Origin of the sequence: Oceanispirochaeta sp. M1, assembly GCF_003346715.1 — a bacterium.
Classification (GTDB): domain Bacteria; phylum Spirochaetota; class Spirochaetia; order DSM-2461; family DSM-2461; genus Oceanispirochaeta.
Genome location: NZ_QQPQ01000013.1, coordinates 114,787 through 135,137, shown reverse-complemented (window position 1 = coordinate 135,137; position 20,351 = coordinate 114,787). Strand labels below are relative to the sequence as shown.

15 protein-coding genes are annotated in these 20,351 nt (G+C 41.3%); 2 read left to right on the top strand and 13 right to left on the bottom strand.

Annotation, left to right across the window (positions count from 1 at the left end; translation table 11 throughout):
• From cmoA to DV872_RS11405, 6 genes are all read right to left on the bottom strand, one after another.
• Positions 1–747 (bottom strand): carboxy-S-adenosyl-L-methionine synthase CmoA, encoded by a 747-nt coding sequence (gene cmoA, locus DV872_RS11430; RefSeq protein WP_158546929.1) that lies wholly within the window; start codon positions 745–747, stop codon positions 1–3.
• The gene (locus DV872_RS11425; protein WP_199563462.1) at positions 731–1,591 is read right to left on the bottom strand and encodes a YitT family protein; all 861 of its coding nucleotides are present in this window, start codon (positions 1,589–1,591) and stop codon (positions 731–733) included. Before DV872_RS11425 ends, cmoA begins: the two co-directional genes overlap by 17 nt.
• Complete coding sequence (gene djlA / locus DV872_RS11420) at positions 1,588–2,424, bottom strand: co-chaperone DjlA (RefSeq protein WP_158546928.1); 837 nt, start codon at positions 2,422–2,424, stop codon at positions 1,588–1,590. Before djlA ends, DV872_RS11425 begins: the two co-directional genes overlap by 4 nt.
• A gap of 92 nt (positions 2,425–2,516) precedes the next feature.
• Positions 2,517–4,445 (bottom strand): YgiQ family radical SAM protein, encoded by a 1,929-nt coding sequence (locus DV872_RS11415; protein ID WP_114630061.1) that lies wholly within the window; start codon positions 4,443–4,445, stop codon positions 2,517–2,519.
• Between the two features lie 38 nt (positions 4,446–4,483).
• Positions 4,484–5,095, bottom strand: coding sequence for a hypothetical protein (locus tag DV872_RS11410; protein WP_114630060.1), 612 nt, complete (start codon positions 5,093–5,095; stop codon positions 4,484–4,486).
• Complete coding sequence (locus DV872_RS11405) at positions 5,092–6,540, bottom strand: adenylate/guanylate cyclase domain-containing protein (protein ID WP_114630059.1); 1,449 nt, start codon at positions 6,538–6,540, stop codon at positions 5,092–5,094. Before DV872_RS11405 ends, DV872_RS11410 begins: the two co-directional genes overlap by 4 nt.
• 175 nt (positions 6,541–6,715) lie before the next feature.
• Here DV872_RS11405 and DV872_RS11400 point away from each other — a divergent pair, with 175 nt between their 5' ends.
• Positions 6,716–7,933: a P-loop NTPase gene (locus DV872_RS11400; RefSeq protein WP_114630058.1), complete on the top strand. Its 1,218-nt coding sequence runs from the start codon at positions 6,716–6,718 to the stop codon at positions 7,931–7,933.
• Between the two features lie 85 nt (positions 7,934–8,018).
• Here the strand turns inward: DV872_RS11400 and DV872_RS11395 are convergent, their stop codons facing one another.
• From DV872_RS11395 to ilvB, 3 genes are all read right to left on the bottom strand, one after another.
• Complete coding sequence (locus DV872_RS11395; protein WP_114630057.1) at positions 8,019–8,567, bottom strand: transposase; 549 nt, start codon at positions 8,565–8,567, stop codon at positions 8,019–8,021.
• A 135-nt stretch (positions 8,568–8,702) separates the two neighbouring features.
• The gene (gene ilvN / locus DV872_RS11390; RefSeq protein WP_114630056.1) at positions 8,703–9,176 is read right to left on the bottom strand and encodes an acetolactate synthase small subunit; all 474 of its coding nucleotides are present in this window, start codon (positions 9,174–9,176) and stop codon (positions 8,703–8,705) included.
• On the bottom strand, positions 9,173–10,852 hold the full coding sequence (gene ilvB / locus DV872_RS11385; protein ID WP_114630055.1) for a biosynthetic-type acetolactate synthase large subunit: 1,680 nt from the start codon (positions 10,850–10,852) through the stop codon (positions 9,173–9,175). The genes ilvN and ilvB overlap by 4 nt, the downstream gene beginning before the upstream one ends.
• Positions 10,853–10,979: 127 nt before the next feature.
• Between ilvB and DV872_RS11380 the strand changes: the two genes are divergently transcribed.
• Complete coding sequence (locus DV872_RS11380) at positions 10,980–11,867, top strand: J domain-containing protein (RefSeq protein ID WP_114630054.1); 888 nt, start codon at positions 10,980–10,982, stop codon at positions 11,865–11,867.
• 77 nt (positions 11,868–11,944) lie between these two features.
• Here the strand turns inward: DV872_RS11380 and DV872_RS11375 are convergent, their stop codons facing one another.
• The 4 genes from DV872_RS11375 to DV872_RS26560 all read right to left on the bottom strand — a co-directional run bounded on the left by DV872_RS11375 (position 11,945) and on the right by DV872_RS26560 (position 20,329).
• Positions 11,945–14,551: a putative PEP-binding protein gene (locus DV872_RS11375; RefSeq protein WP_114630053.1), complete on the bottom strand. Its 2,607-nt coding sequence runs from the start codon at positions 14,549–14,551 to the stop codon at positions 11,945–11,947.
• A 30-nt stretch (positions 14,552–14,581) separates the two neighbouring features.
• Positions 14,582–15,520, bottom strand: a complete 939-nt coding sequence (locus tag DV872_RS11370) for a hypothetical protein (protein WP_147283155.1) — start codon at positions 15,518–15,520, stop codon at positions 14,582–14,584.
• A 34-nt stretch (positions 15,521–15,554) separates the two neighbouring features.
• Positions 15,555–17,540 (bottom strand): cytoplasmic filament protein CfpA, encoded by a 1,986-nt coding sequence (gene cfpA, locus DV872_RS11365; RefSeq protein WP_114630051.1) that lies wholly within the window; start codon positions 17,538–17,540, stop codon positions 15,555–15,557.
• 185 nt (positions 17,541–17,725) lie between these two features.
• The gene (locus DV872_RS26560) at positions 17,726–20,329 is read right to left on the bottom strand and encodes a hypothetical protein (RefSeq protein WP_158546927.1); all 2,604 of its coding nucleotides are present in this window, start codon (positions 20,327–20,329) and stop codon (positions 17,726–17,728) included.
• Positions 20,330–20,351 lie beyond the last annotated feature (22 nt).

Here is a 20,351-nt window from a genome sequence, read left to right as displayed (position 1 = left end):
TTATCCTTTTTTAAGACAGATAAATGAGGAAAAATTGTACCAGGTATAGAAGAGATCAACCGCCTCAAATCCGCAGATTTTAAACAGGTCCTCTTCTTCGGAGATGGGATAGGGAATCAGTACATTCTCAAGGGCCTCCCTTTTACGGGCAATCTCAAGCTCACTGTATCCGTTTTTCCTCTTCAGGTTATAATAGTTATCTACAAAAATACGACTGATATCTGTATGGGACTGAAGAGTCTTATCACTGACCAGGAGAATACCGTTATGATTAAGCCCCTGATAGATTTTCCGGATCAGTTTTTCTCTGTGGAAGGGATCTATAAACTGCAGTGTATAATTCATAATGACAACAGAAGCATCTTCTATGGTCTCATCCATGATATCGGATTCTTGTATAACAATTCTATCAGGATCATAATTAAGACCTTCAAGTTTCTCTACAGCCTCTTTACACATAGGGGCTGAATTATCGATACCTTTAATATAATAATCGCTAAGTCCGTGTTCTTTCAGACCTTCCAGAATTAACGCAACCGTAGTTCCTGTTGAACAACCAAGGTCATAAATACGGCTGCCCTCCTGGTAAAAAGTCAGAGCCAGAGTTGTCACCATCTCCTGAACATCTTTATAATGAGGAATACTTCTCTCGGCCATATCATCAAAAACATGGGCAACCCCTTCATTAAATTCAAAGGCTCTGACCACTGGGTCAATACTCTCAAAAACTTTATCTTTCCGGCTCATAACTGAATCCTTCTCCCAATACTTCACGCACATCGGAAATGAAAATAAAAGCCTCAGGGTCTTCTTCCTGTACGATTTTTTTCATATGAGGAATATCTCTGCTTCGCAGAACACACATCAGCACAGGCCGATCCATTCCGGTATACATTCCCCGTCCTTTAAGCTCTGTAACACCTCTACTGAGCTCTGTCAGAAGTCTGCTGCTGATGCGGTCAGACTGAAGTGAAATAACATAAGCCGCCTTCGTATAATTGATACCGACAACAATAAAATCGATAACACGTGCTGTAATAAAGATTGTCACTGAAGCATAAAGGGCCAGTTCATATTGCCTGAAAACTAATGCAGCCATTATTACAACCATAGCATCAATTATCAGCAGAAGATGGCTGATAGAGAGGAATGGAATATATTTATGAATAATTGCAGCGGCAAGATCTGTACCGCCTGTTGTGGCATCTCTTTTAAAAATTATACCGAGTCCAGCTCCAACAAGAGCCCCGCCGAACAGGACAGACAGAAAAAGATCATCCGTAACAGCAGGAATAAAAGCCAGTCCGTCAATTGCCAGAGAGAGAGCTATGGTTGCAAAAAGAGTTTTAACACCAAACGACGTCCCCAGTACTTTCCATGAAACCAGAAATAAAGGGATATTCATAACCAGAACGGTCATACCCACAGGGAGGTTATAAAGATAGAACAACACAGTACCTATCCCCGAGAGTCCACCGGCGGCAATCTTATTGGGTATAAGAAAAATATCTATCCCCAGAGCCATGATGACCGAGCCGAGTAAGATCATCAGATAAGAGGGGATTTCCTTAATAAAATCTTCTTTTTTCAAATAGTTCGTTCCTTCCGGATATTGTCCCAGGCTGCCTGTATTTCATTAAAACGCTCGCTGGCGAACTGGGTAAATTCCTCAGGAAGTCCCTTTGCAGAAATTTTATCCGGGTGAAACTCATTCACTTTTTTCCTGTATGCTTTTCTCACCACCTCATCAGAATCAGAAGGTGAACAACCAAGAATACTATAGGCACCGCTTGAAGAAGATCTTCCCGCAGTTGATGACGAGGATGAACCTCCGCTGAAACCATAACGGCTTTTAAGACGGTCATAGGAGGTCTGGCTGTATCCGAAGAGACTTACAGCCTGCTGGATGAGTTTTTCTTCCTCCTGGTGGATATTTCCATCAGCCGCAGCAACCCTCAGCAGAATATCCAGAACAAGCTCGGTAAACTGAGCATTTCCCTGAAAACTCTGATAAAATTCATTGGCATAAGTTTCAAAACTCTCACCAGAGCGGATAGCGGCATTGAAAATCTCCATTGCCGACTGCTGACTTACAGGATCGAGCCTGAGATCAGTACGCATAAAATTATAGATAGTCTGCTTTTCCTGCTCCGAGATGGACCCGTCAGCGATGGAGAGTTTTCCCAGCATGGAGAAAACAGATTTAAAGAAGACCTGACCCGTATTAAGGCTGCCGCCATAGGAACTCTGTGAAGTACCGGGGCGACCCCTGAAAAAATTATTTTGACGTGAGGAACCAGACTGATAAGAAAAACTTCTACCTACAGAACTTCCGATTGCTGCACCGATAATTCCGAAAATAGGACCTCCTAGAGATAGTCCGAGAAAAAAACCTATTAATCCGCCGATAAATCCTCTGCTCAATTCTCTCTCCTTGACGATGGGCAGATTGCCCGCTGTTTCATTATAAATTAACAATTCCCCGCCTTCTGGTAAAGAGAAGAACGATGAAGCTTTTATGAATCTTTTTTTATTTTACCGGATCTGCCGCTCTTGCGCCGGCCTCCGGGAGCAGAACTGCGGTCGGCTTTATGACCGGAAATCTGCCGGGAAGCATTGTTTCCACCGCTCTTGATGCCACCGCCCCGCTGATAGTCAGGGATAAGACACTTAGGACCTGATCCGACAAGATCAGCTCTGTTCTCACGCAGAAGCGCTTCTTTGACAAGCTTATAATTCTCCGGCCTGTTGTACTGAAGCAGTGCTCTCTGCAGTCTCTTCTCCCTATCCTTTTTGACAACATCAACACCTTTACCATCCAGAGGATTAATCCCTGTATAGTACATACAGGTACTCACAGTACCAGGTGTGGGATAAAAATCCTGAACTTGTTCAGGGATAAAACCGGTCTCTTTCATAAACTCAGCCAGTTCAATGCCATCTTCAAGGGTACTCCCTGGATGAGAAGATATAAAATAGGGAACCAAATACTGCTTTTTCTCCAGTTTTCTGTTCATTTCTTTATATCGTTTCATAAAAGTTCTATACACAGGATGCTTCTGTTTATTCATCATGGCCAGAACACGGGAAGAGACATGCTCGGGAGCCACCTTGAGCTGACCGCTTATATGATGCTCACAGAGTTCTTTAAGAAACTCATCATTCTTCTCCTGAAGCATATAATCAAAACGGATTCCCGAACGGATAAAAACTTTTTTAATCCCGTCCAGCTTCCTTAACCGTCTGAGAAGTTTCAGATAATCACTATGATCCACATCAAGGTTTTTACAGGGTTCAGGAGTCAGGCACTGCTTGTCACGGCAGGCACCATGTTTCATCTGTCCCGTGCAGGCCGGCTTCCTAAAATTAGCTGTCGGTCCGCCCACATCATGTATATAACCTTTGAATCCCTTATCTTTAATCAGGACCTCTGCCTCGGAGACAACAGATTCGTGGCTTCTGGAGGAGATAATACGCCCCTGATGATAAGTCAATGCACAGAAATGACATCCTCCATAGCAGCCTCTGTTATGAACCAGAGAAAACTCGACCTCTTTCAATGCGGGTATTCCACCGGCAGCATCATAATCGGGATGGGCTTTTCTTGTATAAGGATAGGCATATGTTTTATCCATTTCTTCCCGGCTCAGGGGAAAAGCCGGCCTGTTCTGTACGACTATTCTGGCTGCAGAAGGTTCCGCCAGAGGCTGTGAAGTTATGGGATCAGTATTTCTGTATTGAATACGAAAACTGTCAGCATATGTTTTTTTATCACTGATGATCTCCTCGTAGGAGGGAAGCATCTGAACATCGTCCGGAAGATCATCTGTGGAGTTAAGCGCGTAGACAGTCCCTCTCACATCCCTGATCTCCTTTATCGACTTTCCATCGGCAAGAAGATCAGCAATTTCCCTCATTGAGTTCTCACCCATACCGTACATCAATAGATCGGCCTTGGAATCGAGTAGGATAGAGCGCCGGACTTTATCACTCCAGTAATCGTAATGACTCATACGCCGGAGTGAAGCCTCCAGTCCTCCGAGTATTACGGGAATACCTTTAAAAGCCTGACGGGCCATTGAACAATACATAATGGAGGCTCTGTCAGGTCTCTTTCCTGCCTGACCACCGGGAGAATAGGCATCCTGACTGCGAATTTTCCTATTAACCGTATAGTGGCTGACCATGGAATCGATATTACCAGGTGATACCAGAAAGGCCAGAGAGGGTTTACCCAGACGTCGGAATTCTTCTACATCCTTCCAGTCCGGCTGTGCAATAATACCGACTTTATAACCAGAATTTTCAAGCGTTCTTGAGATGATTGCCGAGGCAAATGAGGGATGGTCAACATAGGCATCACCCGAAATAAGAACAAAATCACACTGTTCCCATCCCCGCTCTGCCATGTCCTGTCTGTTTATCGGTAAAAATGTGTTTCCCAAATATTCTCCGTCCTCTCATAGGGGTCAGAGCCTGGGAATTAGTAGAGTGTCAGAAGTACCCGTGCTCTGTCGGATATAAATACCCTTTTTTTAACTATACTTTCTCCAGCAAGCTCAAGCCTGATATCATAAAAAGAACTGTTTCCAGACAGCTGCAGTTCAAGAATTTTTTCCTGAGCTTCCAGAAGATACTCATTCAGAAGATTATCACCCCACTCTTCATCATTCTCTGATGAAATATAGAGCCCTCTCAGCACAGATCCTGTTTTGTTGACCAGAGTAAAACGAATAAGTCCGTCCTGTGATAAAACCTGATGATCCTCTGGGGAAATAAGTATCTTTCTTCTGCTGCTTATATCCACATTATACTTCAGATAAAGATCTCCGTCCTCATCTACCATGCGGAAATTCACCGGTTTATCAGGATTAAGATCCAGATCCAGTACTGCATAATCACCCGGAAGTATGACATCATAGGGTAATTTGTCATAGCCCCAGGATTTTGAATCACCTGGAACCGCATACACTTCAAAAAGGGGAGTGTCGGTCTTATTGATAATAACAAATTCAAGAGAAAAAAGACCTGAAACACTAAAGAAAATTAGAGCTGTAAAAAGAAAAAAACTTCTGGCTGAGGAAGGAAAACTCATAATTCCTCCAATTCATCTATACGGTTCTGATACTCCAGAAGACTTGTTTTTATATGTGCAAAGAACATGGGAAATATCAGATTATAAAAGAAACTTGTGTGAGCAATAGAATCTTTGACATAATCATACTGAGATAACAGTTTCTCTTTTTCTACTTTAATATAGGAGTCATAATCAATAAATGTAAAATCCTGAGGACCGCCCACTGATCCCGGATGCTTAACGGCATCCTGAATATCACCGAGAATATCCATCAAAGCTTTCAGGTTATATTGAACAGAAATTTCTTTTGCCACAGCTGCTTCATCACCGTTATGATTGTCGAGCATAGACTGATAGCGTCTGGGTAGGAGAATATTGTAAAGAGCATCCTTGCGCAGGGTTATATCAATCCTGTCAAAGAGTTCTTCCAGCTTCTGAATAACATACTGATTCCCTCTATAATATTTAAGAAAATCGATAATTCGCTGGGCACCGGGTTCTTCCTTCTGCAGTAGAAGTTCCACCTGACTCACAATCTCTTCTGGTAGATTCGGTTCTACCTGAACACTGTAGGTGTGGTAACCGGCATTATTCTTTTCCTTGATATAAACTGAGTTAAAACGAAACAGTTCCTCTTTTTTAATGCTCTTATATACAGAAAACAGAGCAGAAGCTTCTCTTGTAAAACGCTGGAAATAAGATTCAACAATACCCTGCTTTTCCAGTTGTCTGTAATACTCTTCTGAGATACGAACTCCTCCGACAGGAGCTGTGGATTCCATTCTTTTAGCATTGATAACAGGCATTCCAATAACGTCCCAGTGCTTGGAGCCTTCGGGACCGAAGTTTCCGATCATAACTTTACCGATGGATGCACCGATACGGATACGAATCTGAAACAGGGCATTGATTGAGGGAGAAAGAAACTCATTATTTCTAAGTCCTCTGATAATATCAAATGCCTTTAAAATTTCTTCCTTGGTCTTACTCTCTTTTTCTGAATAGAGGAACTTATCATTTGCCTGATTAAAAAGAATACAGACTCTCTGAAGTTCTATACATGTATAAAACAGCTCTCTGGCAATATAATGCTCAGCTTCAGGTTCACTCAATCCACGGACGTTTGGATCGATGGGACCGCCATACTGAAACATCAGGCTGTCCCCTTCCAGCTTATTAAGATAACCACCGTGTTTATTCAATACCCAGTTAAAGGCGGAGTACAATCCGTTCAGCACTGTCTGGTTTTCATTTGGACTAAGGAATTTTGAGAGGAATGTGTAATCGGCAATATCCAGAAATCCAATCCCTACGATTGCCTCTTCTGAATTATTGGGAATTGCACCTATTTCTGTAATCGCATTAACAAGCTGCCTGGGCAGATAAAAGCGCTCAATATCCTGGCGTAGCTGGTCATTACTTATACTAGTTTTTGAAGCAGTATTCTGCCCTTCATCACTCATTATAAAAGAAACCTCATTGTTAAAGTATCGGCGTGAAAGTACGAGCTATTATATTATTATACCCAAGATCGATCACAGATTCAGTGATTTTTACTATTATTTCCCGGTTCTGCCTGTTATCGTCCCCAAGAGGACTGTATAATATACATAATCCGAAAAAAAAAAGGAGCTTCTATTGGTTCTCAATGAAAGTCTGGATAAGAAGATAATACCCATTGCCGGAGGTAAAGGAGGAGTCGGAAAATCTGTCATCTCTGTGAATTTAGCCCTCTCCCTCGCCATTTCAGATAAAAGAACAATAATTATTGACCTCGATATGGGAGGTGCAAACCTTCATACAGTGCTGGGGATGAAAAATACTAATCCCGGTGTTGCCTCATACCTTCAGGATAAAAATAGAAGTTTTAAATCTCTTATTCTAGATACACCTTTCAAGAATCTTCAGTTCATTCCCGGAGATACCCTATCATACGGCATGGCTGATATAACTGAAAAACAAAAAAGAGATATTATTTACGAAATTCAGGACCTGGATGCAGATTATATAATTCTCGATCTGGGAGCTGGATCCAGCTTCAATACCATAGATTTTTTCCTTATATCCAACTCAGGCCTTATTATTACAACTCCTCAGGCCGGTGCAGTAATGAATTCCTATACTTTCCTGAAAAACCTGACGATCCGCTTTCTTCAGAAAGCTTTTGCCTCAAATAAGAATATGGAGGCCTATCTTAAAAAAAATATAAAGAGAATGCTTCCCGGTACAAACCTGACACTGGCTCATCTGCTTCATGAAATCGGGATGGAAGAGCCTGAAACAAGGGACAAGGCTCTGGCCTATCTTGAGGTTCTTCAGCCTAAGGTCATCCTGAATATGATGGAAGAGGAAGATGATTTTCAGATGGCAGAGAATCTATCGGCTCTGGTAAAAAAAGATCTTCTTATCGATATGGAATGCCTTGGTGCAATCCTTTTTGACAGAAACGTTGATGACTCACTCCATGACAGGCATCCATTTCTTCTGGAGTATCAGGATTCTCTGACTGCCCAGCAAATATACAGAATTGGACAGAAAATCGCTCAGTCCAGGAATTTCCCGGAGCTCCCTCTTGATTACACAGAGTACAGAGACAGTTTCGAACTGGGCAAGATAGAGACTCAAAATGATTTTGAACTGTACCGTCAGATTAAAGATACTGAAGGCGGTAATAGCGGCGGAGACGCTGTGGATGTCGATCAGCTGATGGAAGTCATTGAGATTCAGCAGCAGAAGATCCAGGAGCTCCAGCAGACAGTCAGAATGATGGGTCTGGGACAGAAAGGACAAGGCGGCGGAGGCTTGTTAGGTGGTGGCCTACTGGGAGGAGGTAGCGGTGGAGGCCTGTTTAATTAATAAGCTATTATAATGATATGGTCATAAAGAATCCCCCTGATACAGGGGGAGTTAATAATTGATCTTTCTTATCTGCAGCTATCAATCAATTAAATGGATTAATAATTTGATGAATAGACTTCCCGATTATCTCAGCAGCCGCAGTTGCTTCAATTTTAGGAATGTTTACATTTTTCCATAATACCTGAATAAAATATTTCTTAAGAGATTCCTCTATCCCCTCTGCCTTATGGACAATAAAAGATTGATTCTCACCGGTTTCATTCATGATGGTAAAAGCTGTATAAGTTTCTACCGGTTCTTTTCCAACCATAATCTTCTGCTGTCTTTTTGTTGTATATATTTCAATTTCTTTAAACCTGTAAGGCATCTTATGAGCATCATCACGGAAGCACGGTTCGATATGTTTATGAGAGTATGATGGTGGCTCTACCAAAACAAAAAGTTTCAGACCGTCGGCCTGAAAGGTAATTCCTTCATCATTTCTATAAAAATCCTTTACATTTCCATAAGAAATCATCTCAAAACGGGTATATGAAGAATTACTTTCAAAAAAGTTACTGATAATATATCCACCATCTGTTGGCAGATCTCCACTTTCATAGGCATCAAAAAGATCAAGTATTTTAGCCATAATCTCTCCTTTTCAGAGTTATAAACAGAATAATAAGATTTTTATGTTCATTGTGAAACAGTAAAAGACTGTTTATTCAACAATAAACATAAGGGAGCCGGAACACCAACTCCCTTAATTTATTATACTGATATTTCATCCTCTTTTCAAAGCAATTTTTCCAGTTCTTATAGTTTCTACAATCTCATAATGTTTGAATAGATCAATAAAGCTGCTCACATCATCGGTATCACCCGTTATTTCAAGGGTCCAGATGTCACCTGAAGAGTCAATAATCCTGGCCTGAATGGATGAAACAAGCTGAAGCAGTTCCGATCTGTTTGAACGACTCGCCTTTAATTTCAGAAGAGCATGTTCTCTTGAAACAATGGCCTCTTCTGAATAATCCCATACATTGATTACATTTATAAGCTTTTGAAGCTGCTTTCGAACCTGTTCCAAAACCGTATCATCACCGTTCACAACTATGGTAAAACGACTCTTTCCGGGTTTATCTGTAGTTCCCACAGAAAGACTCTCTATATTGAATCCACGGCGGGAGAAAAGTCCTGAAATACGGGTCATAACACCGGGGACATCGTCACAAAGAATTGATATGGTGTGTTTCATTTTCGTCCTCCTTCTTCAACAATATCCAGAATGGAACTACCGTTTACCATGGGGTATGCATGTTCACCAGGCGGCACCTCACAGTCAACGATATGAATTCCTTTATACAGAGACTTATCTTTCATAAGGGAATGAAGTTCTTCCTGAGTGGTGACAATATGCCCTACGGCGCCCATACTCTCAGCCATCATCTTATAATTAGTATGATTTCCAAGATTACTGATATCAAATCCACTCTTATAGAATTCATCCTGAAGCTGAACTATCATCCCGAGTTTTGCATCGTTCATAATAAAACAAATCAGATTTACATCAATTTCGGCAGCGGTGATCATCTCCTGACAGTTCATTACAAAGGAACCATCACCGGAAACAGCAACAACCTGTCGATCTTCACAGGCGACAGCCGCTCCGATTGCAGCAGGAAGTGCAAATCCCATGGTACCGAGACCACCTGAACTTACAAAGTTACGCCCCTCTTCCAGTTTAAACTCATGAGCGGCAAACATCTGATGACGGCCTACATCTGTAACAACAAGAGGATTTTTCAAATACTCCTGCATGATCTGCATTACAACAGGCTGGTTAAGTGATTTATCAGGTATGGGAGGGATAAAAGCTCTGGAATCGATGTCCCTCAAATGGGAGACCCAATCTTCATTACCCTTATTTTTCAACAATGAAGTAAGTTTGGAAATAGTATTTTTAAGATCCCCTACTATAGGAAGAAGAGTTTCTACATTTTTTCCGATTTCTGCAGGATCGATATCAACGTGAATAATTTTTTTATGTCCGGGGTAGGTCTCCAGATTGATTGTATGTCTATTACTAAAACGTGCACCCAGAGCCAGTATTACATCAGCCTGATCGATAGCCTGATTGGAAACAACCCTACCGTGATAACCACACATACCAAGATTCAGGGGATGATTATCAGACAGAGCTGTTTTACCCATAAAAGTATAAGTAAGAGGAATACCGGACTTCTCAACAAATGTTTTTAACTCACCATAAGCTTCTGATGAACAGATTCCTCCTCCCGCTATGATAAGAGGTCTACGCGCCTGCTCCAGCAGTTTTGCAGCTCTTTTAACCTGTCCGGGATGACTCTCAGAGTTAGGTTTATAACCTTCGAGAATAATCTCTTTGGGCTCCGGAAGAGTAAATTCTTCCATCAGGATATCCTTGGGGATATCAACAAGAACCGGTCCCTTTCTACCAGTGGAACAGATATGAAAAGCTTCCTCTATCCTGCTGGGAATTTCCTTTACGTTCTGTACGAGCAGATTATGTTTTGTTATGGGAATTGTGATCCCTGTTGTATCTACTTCCTGAAATGCATCAGTTCCGATATTGAAACTGGGGACCTGACCAGTTATAGCCAGGACAGGAACAGAATCCATATAAGCTGTTGCAATACCTGTGACAAGGTTTGTAGCTCCGGGACCGCTGGTTGCCAGACAGACACCGACCTTACCGCTGGCCCTCGCATAGCCGTCAGCCATGTGTGATGCACCCTGCTCGTGCCTGGCGAGTATATGCCTAATAGAACTGCTTGCCAGAGCCTCATAAATAGGCAGATTAGCACCGCCGGGATAGCCGAAGATGACTTTAACGCCAAGCTTTTCCAATGTCTTGACCAGTGCCTTTGCTCCATAGGTTCGCCCTTTCTTCATCTGCTCCTCCTTAAATTTATAAATTAATCACAATTATATTGGTAATGATTAAAAATGCAAACTATGAAATCAAAATAATTAATCCCTCTGTTTTCACCGGAAAGATTATAGAATATAATGACTTAACATGCCGGATATTCATCGCTCAATGATGATCTTCAAATTGAAAACAGATTTTTCAAAAGAAGATCTTCAAAAATCCTATAAGAAGCTGGTAAAGAAATACCACCCCGACTCAAACCCTAAGAACCAGGAATGGTCACATAACAAGATGACTGAAATCAACCTGGCCTATGAAGCATGTTGTAGCTATTTAGAATCAAATAACGAAATAAATCAAGAGAATCCAAACTATCAACCAGCAAAAGAGCAAAATAAAGACACAAATGAGCAAAATCTAAAAGCTCACAAAAAAAAGCAACAAAATAGTAAAATAAATCAGGAAATAACTCCCGATCTCTATAAAAGAATACTTAATATATCCAATATTTACACAGAAGCATCGGAGATCTTTTTTGAATATGGCCTGGAGAAGAGAAAATTACGCTATGAGGGAGTCAGACGTTTCCGTTACAGAGAATCTCTTAGAATATTTGATGATGCAGTGAATAAAACCACAGAACTGGATCAGTACTGCAAAACCGAATATGATCAGTATGCAGTCAATCTGTTTCTTCGCTTCACGGGAAACCTCTTTCATTATATACAGCTGGATGAACGTCACATCCCTGATCATCCTCTCCTGAACAGACACTGGGATCTGATGGAGGAATACATGCTTTATTCCATAAAGGACTATCTGGTCCCCCACCTGGTACATAATTTTAGAAAAATGAGTGCTAATACAAGTTTTACTCAATGCTGGAATCAACTCATATACCTACAGACAAGATTTCCAGCACTGGATGAAGATAAGACTTTCAAAATCTGCCACAACCTTGCAGACAGCCTGAGAGAGATACGCCGTGAAGAGTATGAAATGCAGTATAATTTCTTTAATTATTCAGAAAGCTGATTAGTAAGAAATACGAAACCCCTTCTGCTGGATTTTTGTCCAACCAAAGGGGTTCATATCAAGAATATAACTTTTTCTTATTTCTGTAGATTAAACTGGGCTATTGCCAGTTTAGCTATGGGAATACCATAGGGCGAACAGGACACATAGTTGAGTCCCGTATCCATACAGAACTTGATATTCTCAGGCTCTGCACCATGCTCACCGCACAATCCCAGTTTCATATCCGGTCTTACCATACGCCCCCGCTCTGCTGCAATGGAAACCAGTTCCTTTACAGGTTCATTCAGGTACTTGAATGGATTTCTCTCCAGAAGGTCATATTGATTATAATCAGTGAAAAATGAGTTGAAGTCATCCCTTGAGATACCATTGGTAGTCTGGGTCAGATCATTTGTTCCGAAACTGAAGAAATCTGCATAGCGTGCAATCTTATCAGCATTCAGAGCGGCCCCGGGAAGTTCTATCATAGTACCAACCTGATAAGGTAGTGCCGGTATATCATACTTCTGCCGTACAGCTTCCTCAATATCTCTTATACCAAGGATCTCAGCACCTTCAATTCTCTTTCCAAAACGAACTGTTTTCACTTCTCTGTGAGACATGACAACCGGTAGCATAATCTCAGGCTGACAATCTATATCATCTTCCACTTTCAACTTATAAAGAGCTTCAAATATAGACCGGATCTGCATGGCATAAACTTCAGGTTTTGAAATTGCAACACGTATACCACGATGACCAAGCATGGGATTCACTTCACCCATCATATCACAGCGCAGACGAATATCCGCTTCCGTGGCTTTAGGGTGACCTTTTCTGTAATAGCTGATGAATTCCTGCATACTGTCTCTTGTATGAGGGAGGAATTCATGGAGCGGTGCATCCAGTAGACGAATTGTGACAGGATGTCCTTCCATAATCTTGAAAAGATTATAGAAATCTGAAGTCTGCATTTTACCCAGTTTATCCAGAATCTTGTACCGATCCTTCATATCATCAGTGATAATCAGAGAGCGGAACAAGGGAATTCGTTCTTCATTAAAAAACATGTGCTCTGTCCGGCAGAGTCCGATACCATCAGCATGAAACAACTTAGCCAGCTGTGCATCTTTCGGCTGATCTGCATTTGCATGGCAATCGAAATCACCAATAAACTTCTGCACCACATCCAGAAATTCAAGAATACCGCTCTCTTCAATACTAGGTTTTATCAGCCCGACTTTATCAAAATAAACTGTAGGTTTATCATAGGAGGGAACATCCAGAGTGATGTAATCTCCTTCTTTCACCAACCGTTCTCCGAATTTCACACCTGATTTTAAAATTTTAAGATCAGGATTCACCATGGCTACTTTACCGAGGCTTCTGGCAACTACCGGAGCATGAGAGGCATAGCCTCCCTCACAGGTGATTACACCCTGACATACTTCAATTGCCTTTACATCTTCAGCATAAGTGGATCTCATAATAAGAATGAGATTGGACTCAAGACCTCTTTGAGTGGTTATCCGATATTCTTTCATGAGTGCATCTGTGGTAAAGTAAACTCTACCCATAGCGGCTCCCACAGATCCTGAAATTCCACCTTTAACAGAGGGTAAGTTTTCAGCAGATTTACGGTCAATGACCGGATGTAGAATCTCAGCCAGACGGTTTGGCTGAATGTCATTGATCATGTATTCATCACTAACAATCCCCGCCTTGTTAAGATCAAGCAGTGTTCGGATATGTGCCTGTGTAGACTTACCTTCGGCCTCCTGCTGATCAATTACCCAGAGTTTTCCATCTTCTACTGTGAATTTTATCTGACGGATTTCTTTATAATGATTCTCAAGCTGTCGTGCCATAGAATCAAGATCCTGATATATGGCTTTTGAAATTTTCTTAATGGGCTGACCCTCGGTGCTGGTTGCATCGAAAGAGTTCATAAAAAAATCACCACTAAGCTCATTTTTTCCGGTCACTATATCTCTGGTAAAATAAGAACCGAAATAGCTCTTTTTACCATAGTTACCGAATGTCATGGCCTGAACAAGGAGAGCAGAATCATTAATGGAAACAGAATCTTTCAAATATTTCGTATAGAGAGTCTGTATATATTCAAGCTGTGCCCATGAGTCTGAGAAAAACTCTGCAGGATAAAGCCCTTCCAATTCCAAAAGAGATTCCTTGGTCTGTGTAACATTCTTACAGGCTTTCAATGATTTGATCATTTTTTCCAGAAGCTTGCGTCTATTGCTGTCCGATTCTATTTCAAGATCAAGAGTTATAACTCTGCGCAGCATGTTTCTATACTCATGATAGGCAAACTCTTCGCCCACAAAAGAGGAAAATCCATCTATTGTACTGCTGCAGAGACCCACATTATGAAGACTTGAAAAAGTGTCTATCATATTCAGCTGAGGACTCAGAACATATTTAATCAGCAGAGGATTACTGGCATCTCCAAATTTTTTGCCGATTACATCTTCCATATTGGATATGGAATTCTGAACCATCTTATCATTTGAACCGGGACTTTCCAGCTCAGCTAATAAAGAATCGTTAGTCAGTACATAACCCGGAAGGATAGGTATCCCAAGACCTGCCAGATGCATCAATCGTCTGCCTCTGTAACCTAAGGCATCCAGAACATCCTCATCCTGGGTAAAAACTTCACTGCTGAAAGAATAAATATCCATAAAGACAATTCCTTTTTCTACAAGTACTCACTAAAAGAGATCGAGAACACTATTGACGGCGCCTCTTAAAAACACTTCATAACGGGCACTTGCACCCTCAAAAAAGTATTTTTTAAGCTTGGATACGTCTTTAATATCGTCGCCGACCACATTAAATATAATCGGAGTACCATGCTTTACCTTGCCCCATTTGAAGAGCGTATTTATATCATTGATCTTTTCACCATCATACCAGATATTCACATCCAATCCGGGGTGTTTACCTTTGTAACTGGCCATTATTTTTTTCCAGGCTTCAACGTTACCATTATGAAACAGTTCGTTGGTAACCAGAACAGAAATTTTTGCCGAGGATTTTCCGGTATTCACAACACGTGACGGTGCAGCGGCTTCTTCGGGTGCTGCTTGAACATCTTGTTCCCGTTTTGATTCAGGAGTCCTCACTTCTACCCTCTCTTCCGCTACAAAATCAGGATTAATAAATGATTTTTTAACCTTGATTTTTTTGCCGTACAGGAGATTAAATAGATCGATGCATGCCGCTTGTTCGGTTTTCAGATCATTTTCTTTTCGACTTTTAATAAAACAAACCATCAACTCATCCCGCTTGAGCGGTATGACAGGGGCCCAATGGTCCTTGTTGGACGGGTTTATCACAGAGATATCCCCGCTGGAGTTATAGAAGGCAAGAACAACATCCAGCATGGTCCACTGAGAAACAGCTGCGATGAGATCATCCACCGAATCTACTGCATCTCTCAGATTTTCTGTTTTGATTTGATAAGAGAACTTATCAACCAGAAGTATGTTGAGTACAGGCCTCAGCTGCTGAGGAGAGATAGATCCCTCCTCAATAGCTTCAGACAGTACATCAGCAAGATTATAGCCCCCTTCTACATCAGAAGAGAAGGAGAGGGCCGTCTTAAAATGCCCCAGAGCGAGGTTAAAACCTGCTCTGGTGGATAACAAATTATATTTATTATCGCTGATGTTTTGAGTCATATCAGATCTCGCTTAATTCATCCAGGTTAACTTTCTTCCTTCTAGATTTGGAAGGAGTCACATCTGCTTTACCTTTAGGAGCTTCTGCTTCTGCTTCTGCATTAAGTCCCTTCAGCTTTTTAGCATACTCATTGGTTGAAGGAGCCATGCCACCAACTTCAGAATCACCAAACTGCTGATCAATGTCATCACGAACAGTTGAACGACGTCTCTTGAATGAAGCAAATGCCGCATCCTGGAATCCTTTAGAAACTCCATTGAGGAATTCGTTCATAACGTTAGCCATGGCGTTCAGAGTATACTTTTTACGTTTGATACTTGTGATATCAACATCAAGTATAAGACCTGGCTGAACATGGTAGGGATTGATAAGATAATCAAACTCTTCCACTTCTTTTTCCAGAAAGTCTATTCTCTGGTCGGTAACAACTCTCATCTTTGGATTTTCATAACCGAAGATAACAGCTACTTTTTCTCTGCATTTTCGAAGCATCTTCTTAAGAAGTTCTTTTTCATAGACATAAGTCTGATTAAGTCTCTCTACATCTGTGTCTTCAACACGGAGAGTCATAATCTCATTCCAGTTCTTTTCCTGTTCTTCATAGGTCGGATCACCGGAAATATCTTTAATCTGCTTCTTGATGGTTCCTGAAACTTTTTTGCTGAGATCATCAAAATCGCTGATTTTACCTCGGGATTTTTTACCCTGGTAAACAACTTCTACGACATCCCAGAGGTGAAGAACTTCTTTTCTGAACTCATCAATCTGCTGATCGTAGTTCTTTCTGAGATTCTCAAGCTGATCATTGTCATAGAATTTAAGTCTGATCTGATATCTTTCATCAGGCAGTCTCTTAGGATCTGAATCTTCATATTCTTTAACAATCAGTTCACGGGCATTCTTAAGGTTTTCAATAAACTGATAACCCATTTTACTGGTATCCAGAATGGATGTCAGATTGTTAACGGCGGTATTAAAACCTCTGTTTCTGATATTTTCATCATCAACGATCCGTTTGATATTTTCTCTGATGTTCTGTGGGTCAAATTCCTCTCTGGGAATCTCAGCTCTCAGTCCTTCGATTTTTTCTACAAGGTTTTTTGCCATAAAGGCAAATCTCTTGGAGTTGTCATCATCTTTATCATCATCAGTGAAATCGGGAACTTTTTTGATTCTTTCGAACATCAGTTCGGAATCTGTAAGTTCTTCTTTACCTTCATCAACCATCTGATCCTGGAAAACTTCAATTTCTCTGTCAATAAACTCGGAAATTGTTTTGGAAATCTGATCTTTGATGATGTACTCAACAGATGCCTGATACTGGATGATCGGAGAGATCAATTCAGATTCAAGGATATTGATTGACAGTTTAACATCGGAAACAACTTTGGGTTTCAATGCATTGTCTTTAAAAGAACACTTTATGATGGAGTATGCATTCTCACCACGGATAAATGCACCAACATCGGTCTTCTGTCTCAGAAGAGCATTGGTTTCATTTTCAAGGTCATTGAGACCTCTCTGTACATGCCCCTGAAGGTGTCCGTACATGTTAACTATTGATTTTTCGATCTCACCGGTGTTGAACTTGTCAGCTCCACCGATCTGATCCAGCATCTCAGAGATTTCTTTCGGGGTATATCGGGCAAGAGCCTTATTTTCCTCTTTATCTATGAAACCGCGAATCTTCTTCACCATCTCATCTTCAGTCGTTACAACATAACGGTTGAACATGTTCTGATAGTTCTGGTTGTAATAGTTATACAGTTTCTGTTTCAGACCACCCATTACATCAAGTTCTTTTAGAACTTCCTGTGGTAGTTTAGTCTCAATCTCTTTTAGAACCTTTTCAGATTCTTCCTGTATGACACGTTCAAATTCATCATTCTGTTGACGGCCGTCCTGGGCAAGACTGTTTCTTGAACCTACTGCTGACGGTTTAGTTGGGTGAAATACATTAGGACTTCTAGGAAGATCACCAGCCATAATACTCTCCTCATTTTAATTTATACAAACAAATGGAAATACCTGTTTCATTATTCCCAATTATATTACATTTTATATCTTTTTCAAAATTCATTGTCACGATTTTTTTTATCAAAGCCTATTTAACAGTAAAAAAACGTCTTTTTTTAAAAAAACCCAGAATATGTATTCATTATTCATTTTCATTACCTGTATTGATTTACCAATTTTCCCTTCAACTGTTCACTCATTGTTCTGTCTGCAATTGCCATTAAATCATCGACTAAAACTTTTTTCTCTGAATTTGACAGATCTGAATTGCTCAGTTTATTTTCCAACTCTGCAACTTTTTTAAGATCAATTTCAAGTTCACGCCTTATAAGTCTTGAAGCGATAAACCAGATAGAATCTCCCCTTACAACATTGTAGACAGAACCGTCCGGCATGATTAATTCATTTCCGGCATAAATCCAGTCAGGGTTATTTCCTTCATTGACGCGGTAGTCCAGATCACGATAACCACTGTTCACCGCAATGTCATTTGATACAAGATGGATGTCTACCAGGGTAATTGTTATGTCATCAATTTCCAGATATGCCAGAGCCTCTTCGGTAGTTACAGGTCGGCGTTCTGTTTCAACAACAGTTTCAACTGTGCCGGAACTTTCAACTGTGCCGGAGCTTTCGCTGCTGCCGGAGCTTTCGCTGCTGCCGGAGCTTTCGCTGCTGCCGGAGCTTTCGCTGCTGCCGGAGCTTTCGCTGCTGCCGGAGCTTTCGCTGCTGCCGGAGCTTTCGCTGCTGCCGGAGCTTTCGCTGCTGCCGGAGCTTTCGCTGCTGCCGGAGCTTTCGCTGCTGCCGGAGCTTTCGCTGCTGCCGGAGCTTTCGCTGCTGCCGGAACTTTCGCTGCTGCCGGAACTTTCGCTGCCTGTATCTGTCTTCACAATTCTCGGAGAATCATCCCCGTTACTGAATAAGAAATAGGCTCCTGCCCCGCCGGCTGCCAGCAGAAGGATTAGAAGAAGAATAAGCAGAGGAGCCTTACTGCGGCTTTTTGCCGGGGGCCTTCTTACTGCCGGTTTCTGACCGAATCCTCCAGGTCCGCTTTCTGCAGCAGTGCTGCTTGAAGCGGCCGCTCCCTGGGAAGGTTTAGACGATGTGGTCTCTTTCTTTTTTTCTGCAGGTTTAGGGCTTGAAGTATAGGAACTTACTGCCGGTCCTGCACCGTAAAGATTTTCAAGAAGATCCTGAAGACGTTTCTTCTCACTCTTAAACTTTCTGACATCAGGAGTCTGAAGCTGTTTCATCTGTTCACTGATTTCTTCGGCTTTTCTGAAATTATGAGGATTTAATTTACTGCTGCTGATCCTGTATAAAATAAAGGGTCCGTTCTTTCCTGTAAAAAGATCTCCAAGTACCGGCATCAGAGGTGAAGGATCAGAAAGATTCTCTATCATTCTACTGAGATGACCAATCATTGTTTCCGGTTGAGGACGTGCATGCTGTTTCAAAATTTCTATTACATTGTGAAGGAAGATATACTCTAGACCGGGAGTTATTGCCTTGATATCCGGAACATTGCCTGCTCCATTAACCTTTGTTCCCTCCAGAATACTATTGGTCAGATCCTCCAGATCATAGAGTGCTGTCCAGGAATCCCGGCCTTCCCAGGTTTCAAGGTAGGTATGCAGAAAAGTTAGATATTTGCTTACAAGGGCAGCTCCCAGAGGTACTGTGCTTTCAAGGAGAAGGGGAAAACCTTTAAGAGTTTTAAGCTCTGTCTCTACACCTTCATCAGTTCTATGAGTCAGAGTTTTTCTATCAAGTGAGATATGCCATCCGGCCCAGCGCGGTACGCCATTGCCTGAAGAGCTGTAGGGAATAATCAGATTCTCTTTTGCAGCGAACTGAATGCTCAGAGTATTCTCTTTAACAACTGCGGTCATCCCTCTCTCTATAAGTTCCTGCCCCGCTTCCATCAGAAAGGGACGAACGGCGGTAGTATTCTGGCCGTCTGGAAACAGATGGAGAAGATGATCTGTAATATCTTTTTTTGTAGTCAGGACAGTGACATTCTTATTACGGAGAGTTCTTCTTTTAATTATCTGAACTAATGCTTCCCTTTCAGGTTGCCCCATTTCCTGTTCTGATAAATGAGTAAAGACAGAATTAACTTCATCCGGATCAATACCCTGTGATGCAAGAGAAGCAAAATACTGATCCTCAAGATCCAGAGATATCCAGTTTTTATGTATTAGATAAAATTTGCCGTTTTCAGAAATAAAGAAACCTGATCTATTTAATTCTTCTCTTGTATAGCGGAGAGGATTTTTAAGGAAAAGTGCTTTAACACTATCGCAGAGCTGATAACTGTGAAGATCCTTCTGCTCTCTTTTATGGAGATCAAACAAAAGGGTTTCATCAAAATTAAGATGAATATTCCCATTGTTATAAAAATAAAGGGTATGTCTGTTTTCTCTTGTCTTTACCTGCCGGTAATCATTCAATTCTCTGGCAGGAAGCTGGAGACCCTGAAAGAATTTTCTGAAGTGTTCAATTATGTCCACATCCCCAAGATAGGAAAGCTTGTGTCGTCTTGCATACTGAACTTCCAGAAAAGGATTTCCAGTATAAGAAGAAGTCAGAATAATCTTCGAAGTTATCTTGTGCAGCAGATCGGGAAGGTCGGGGGTATTCCCGATTCGAATGAACGGATCATCATCGTCCTGATCGCTTCCGAGATAGAGAATATAGCATTCTGTTCCAAGATGAAATACCCGATGAGTTTCAGTACTACTACCAAAGGTCCTCACTTCTCAGCCTCCATTTAAGTTA

What these genes read in the sequence shown, in the direction of transcription:
- cmoA (WP_158546929.1), bottom strand. Translation starts at nt 747, where the DNA reads ATGAGCCGGAAAGATAAAGTTTTTGAGAGTATTGACCCAGTGGTCAGA.
- DV872_RS11410 (WP_114630060.1), bottom strand. Translation starts at nt 5,095, where the DNA reads ATGAGTTTTCCTTCCTCAGCCAGAAGTTTTTTTCTTTTTACAGCTCTA.
- DV872_RS11405 (WP_114630059.1), bottom strand. Translation starts at nt 6,540, where the DNA reads ATGAGTGATGAAGGGCAGAATACTGCTTCAAAAACTAGTATAAGTAAT.
- DV872_RS11395 (WP_114630057.1), bottom strand. Translation starts at nt 8,567, where the DNA reads ATGGCTAAAATACTTGATCTTTTTGATGCCTATGAAAGTGGAGATCTG.
- ilvN (WP_114630056.1), bottom strand. Translation starts at nt 9,176, where the DNA reads ATGAAACACACCATATCAATTCTTTGTGACGATGTCCCCGGTGTTATG.
- ilvB (WP_114630055.1), bottom strand. Translation starts at nt 10,852, where the DNA reads ATGAAGAAAGGGCGAACCTATGGAGCAAAGGCACTGGTCAAGACATTG.
- DV872_RS11380 (WP_114630054.1), top strand. Translation starts at nt 10,980, where the DNA reads ATGCCGGATATTCATCGCTCAATGATGATCTTCAAATTGAAAACAGAT.
- DV872_RS11375 (WP_114630053.1), bottom strand. Translation starts at nt 14,551, where the DNA reads ATGGATATTTATTCTTTCAGCAGTGAAGTTTTTACCCAGGATGAGGAT.
- cfpA (WP_114630051.1), bottom strand. Translation starts at nt 17,540, where the DNA reads ATGGCTGGTGATCTTCCTAGAAGTCCTAATGTATTTCACCCAACTAAA.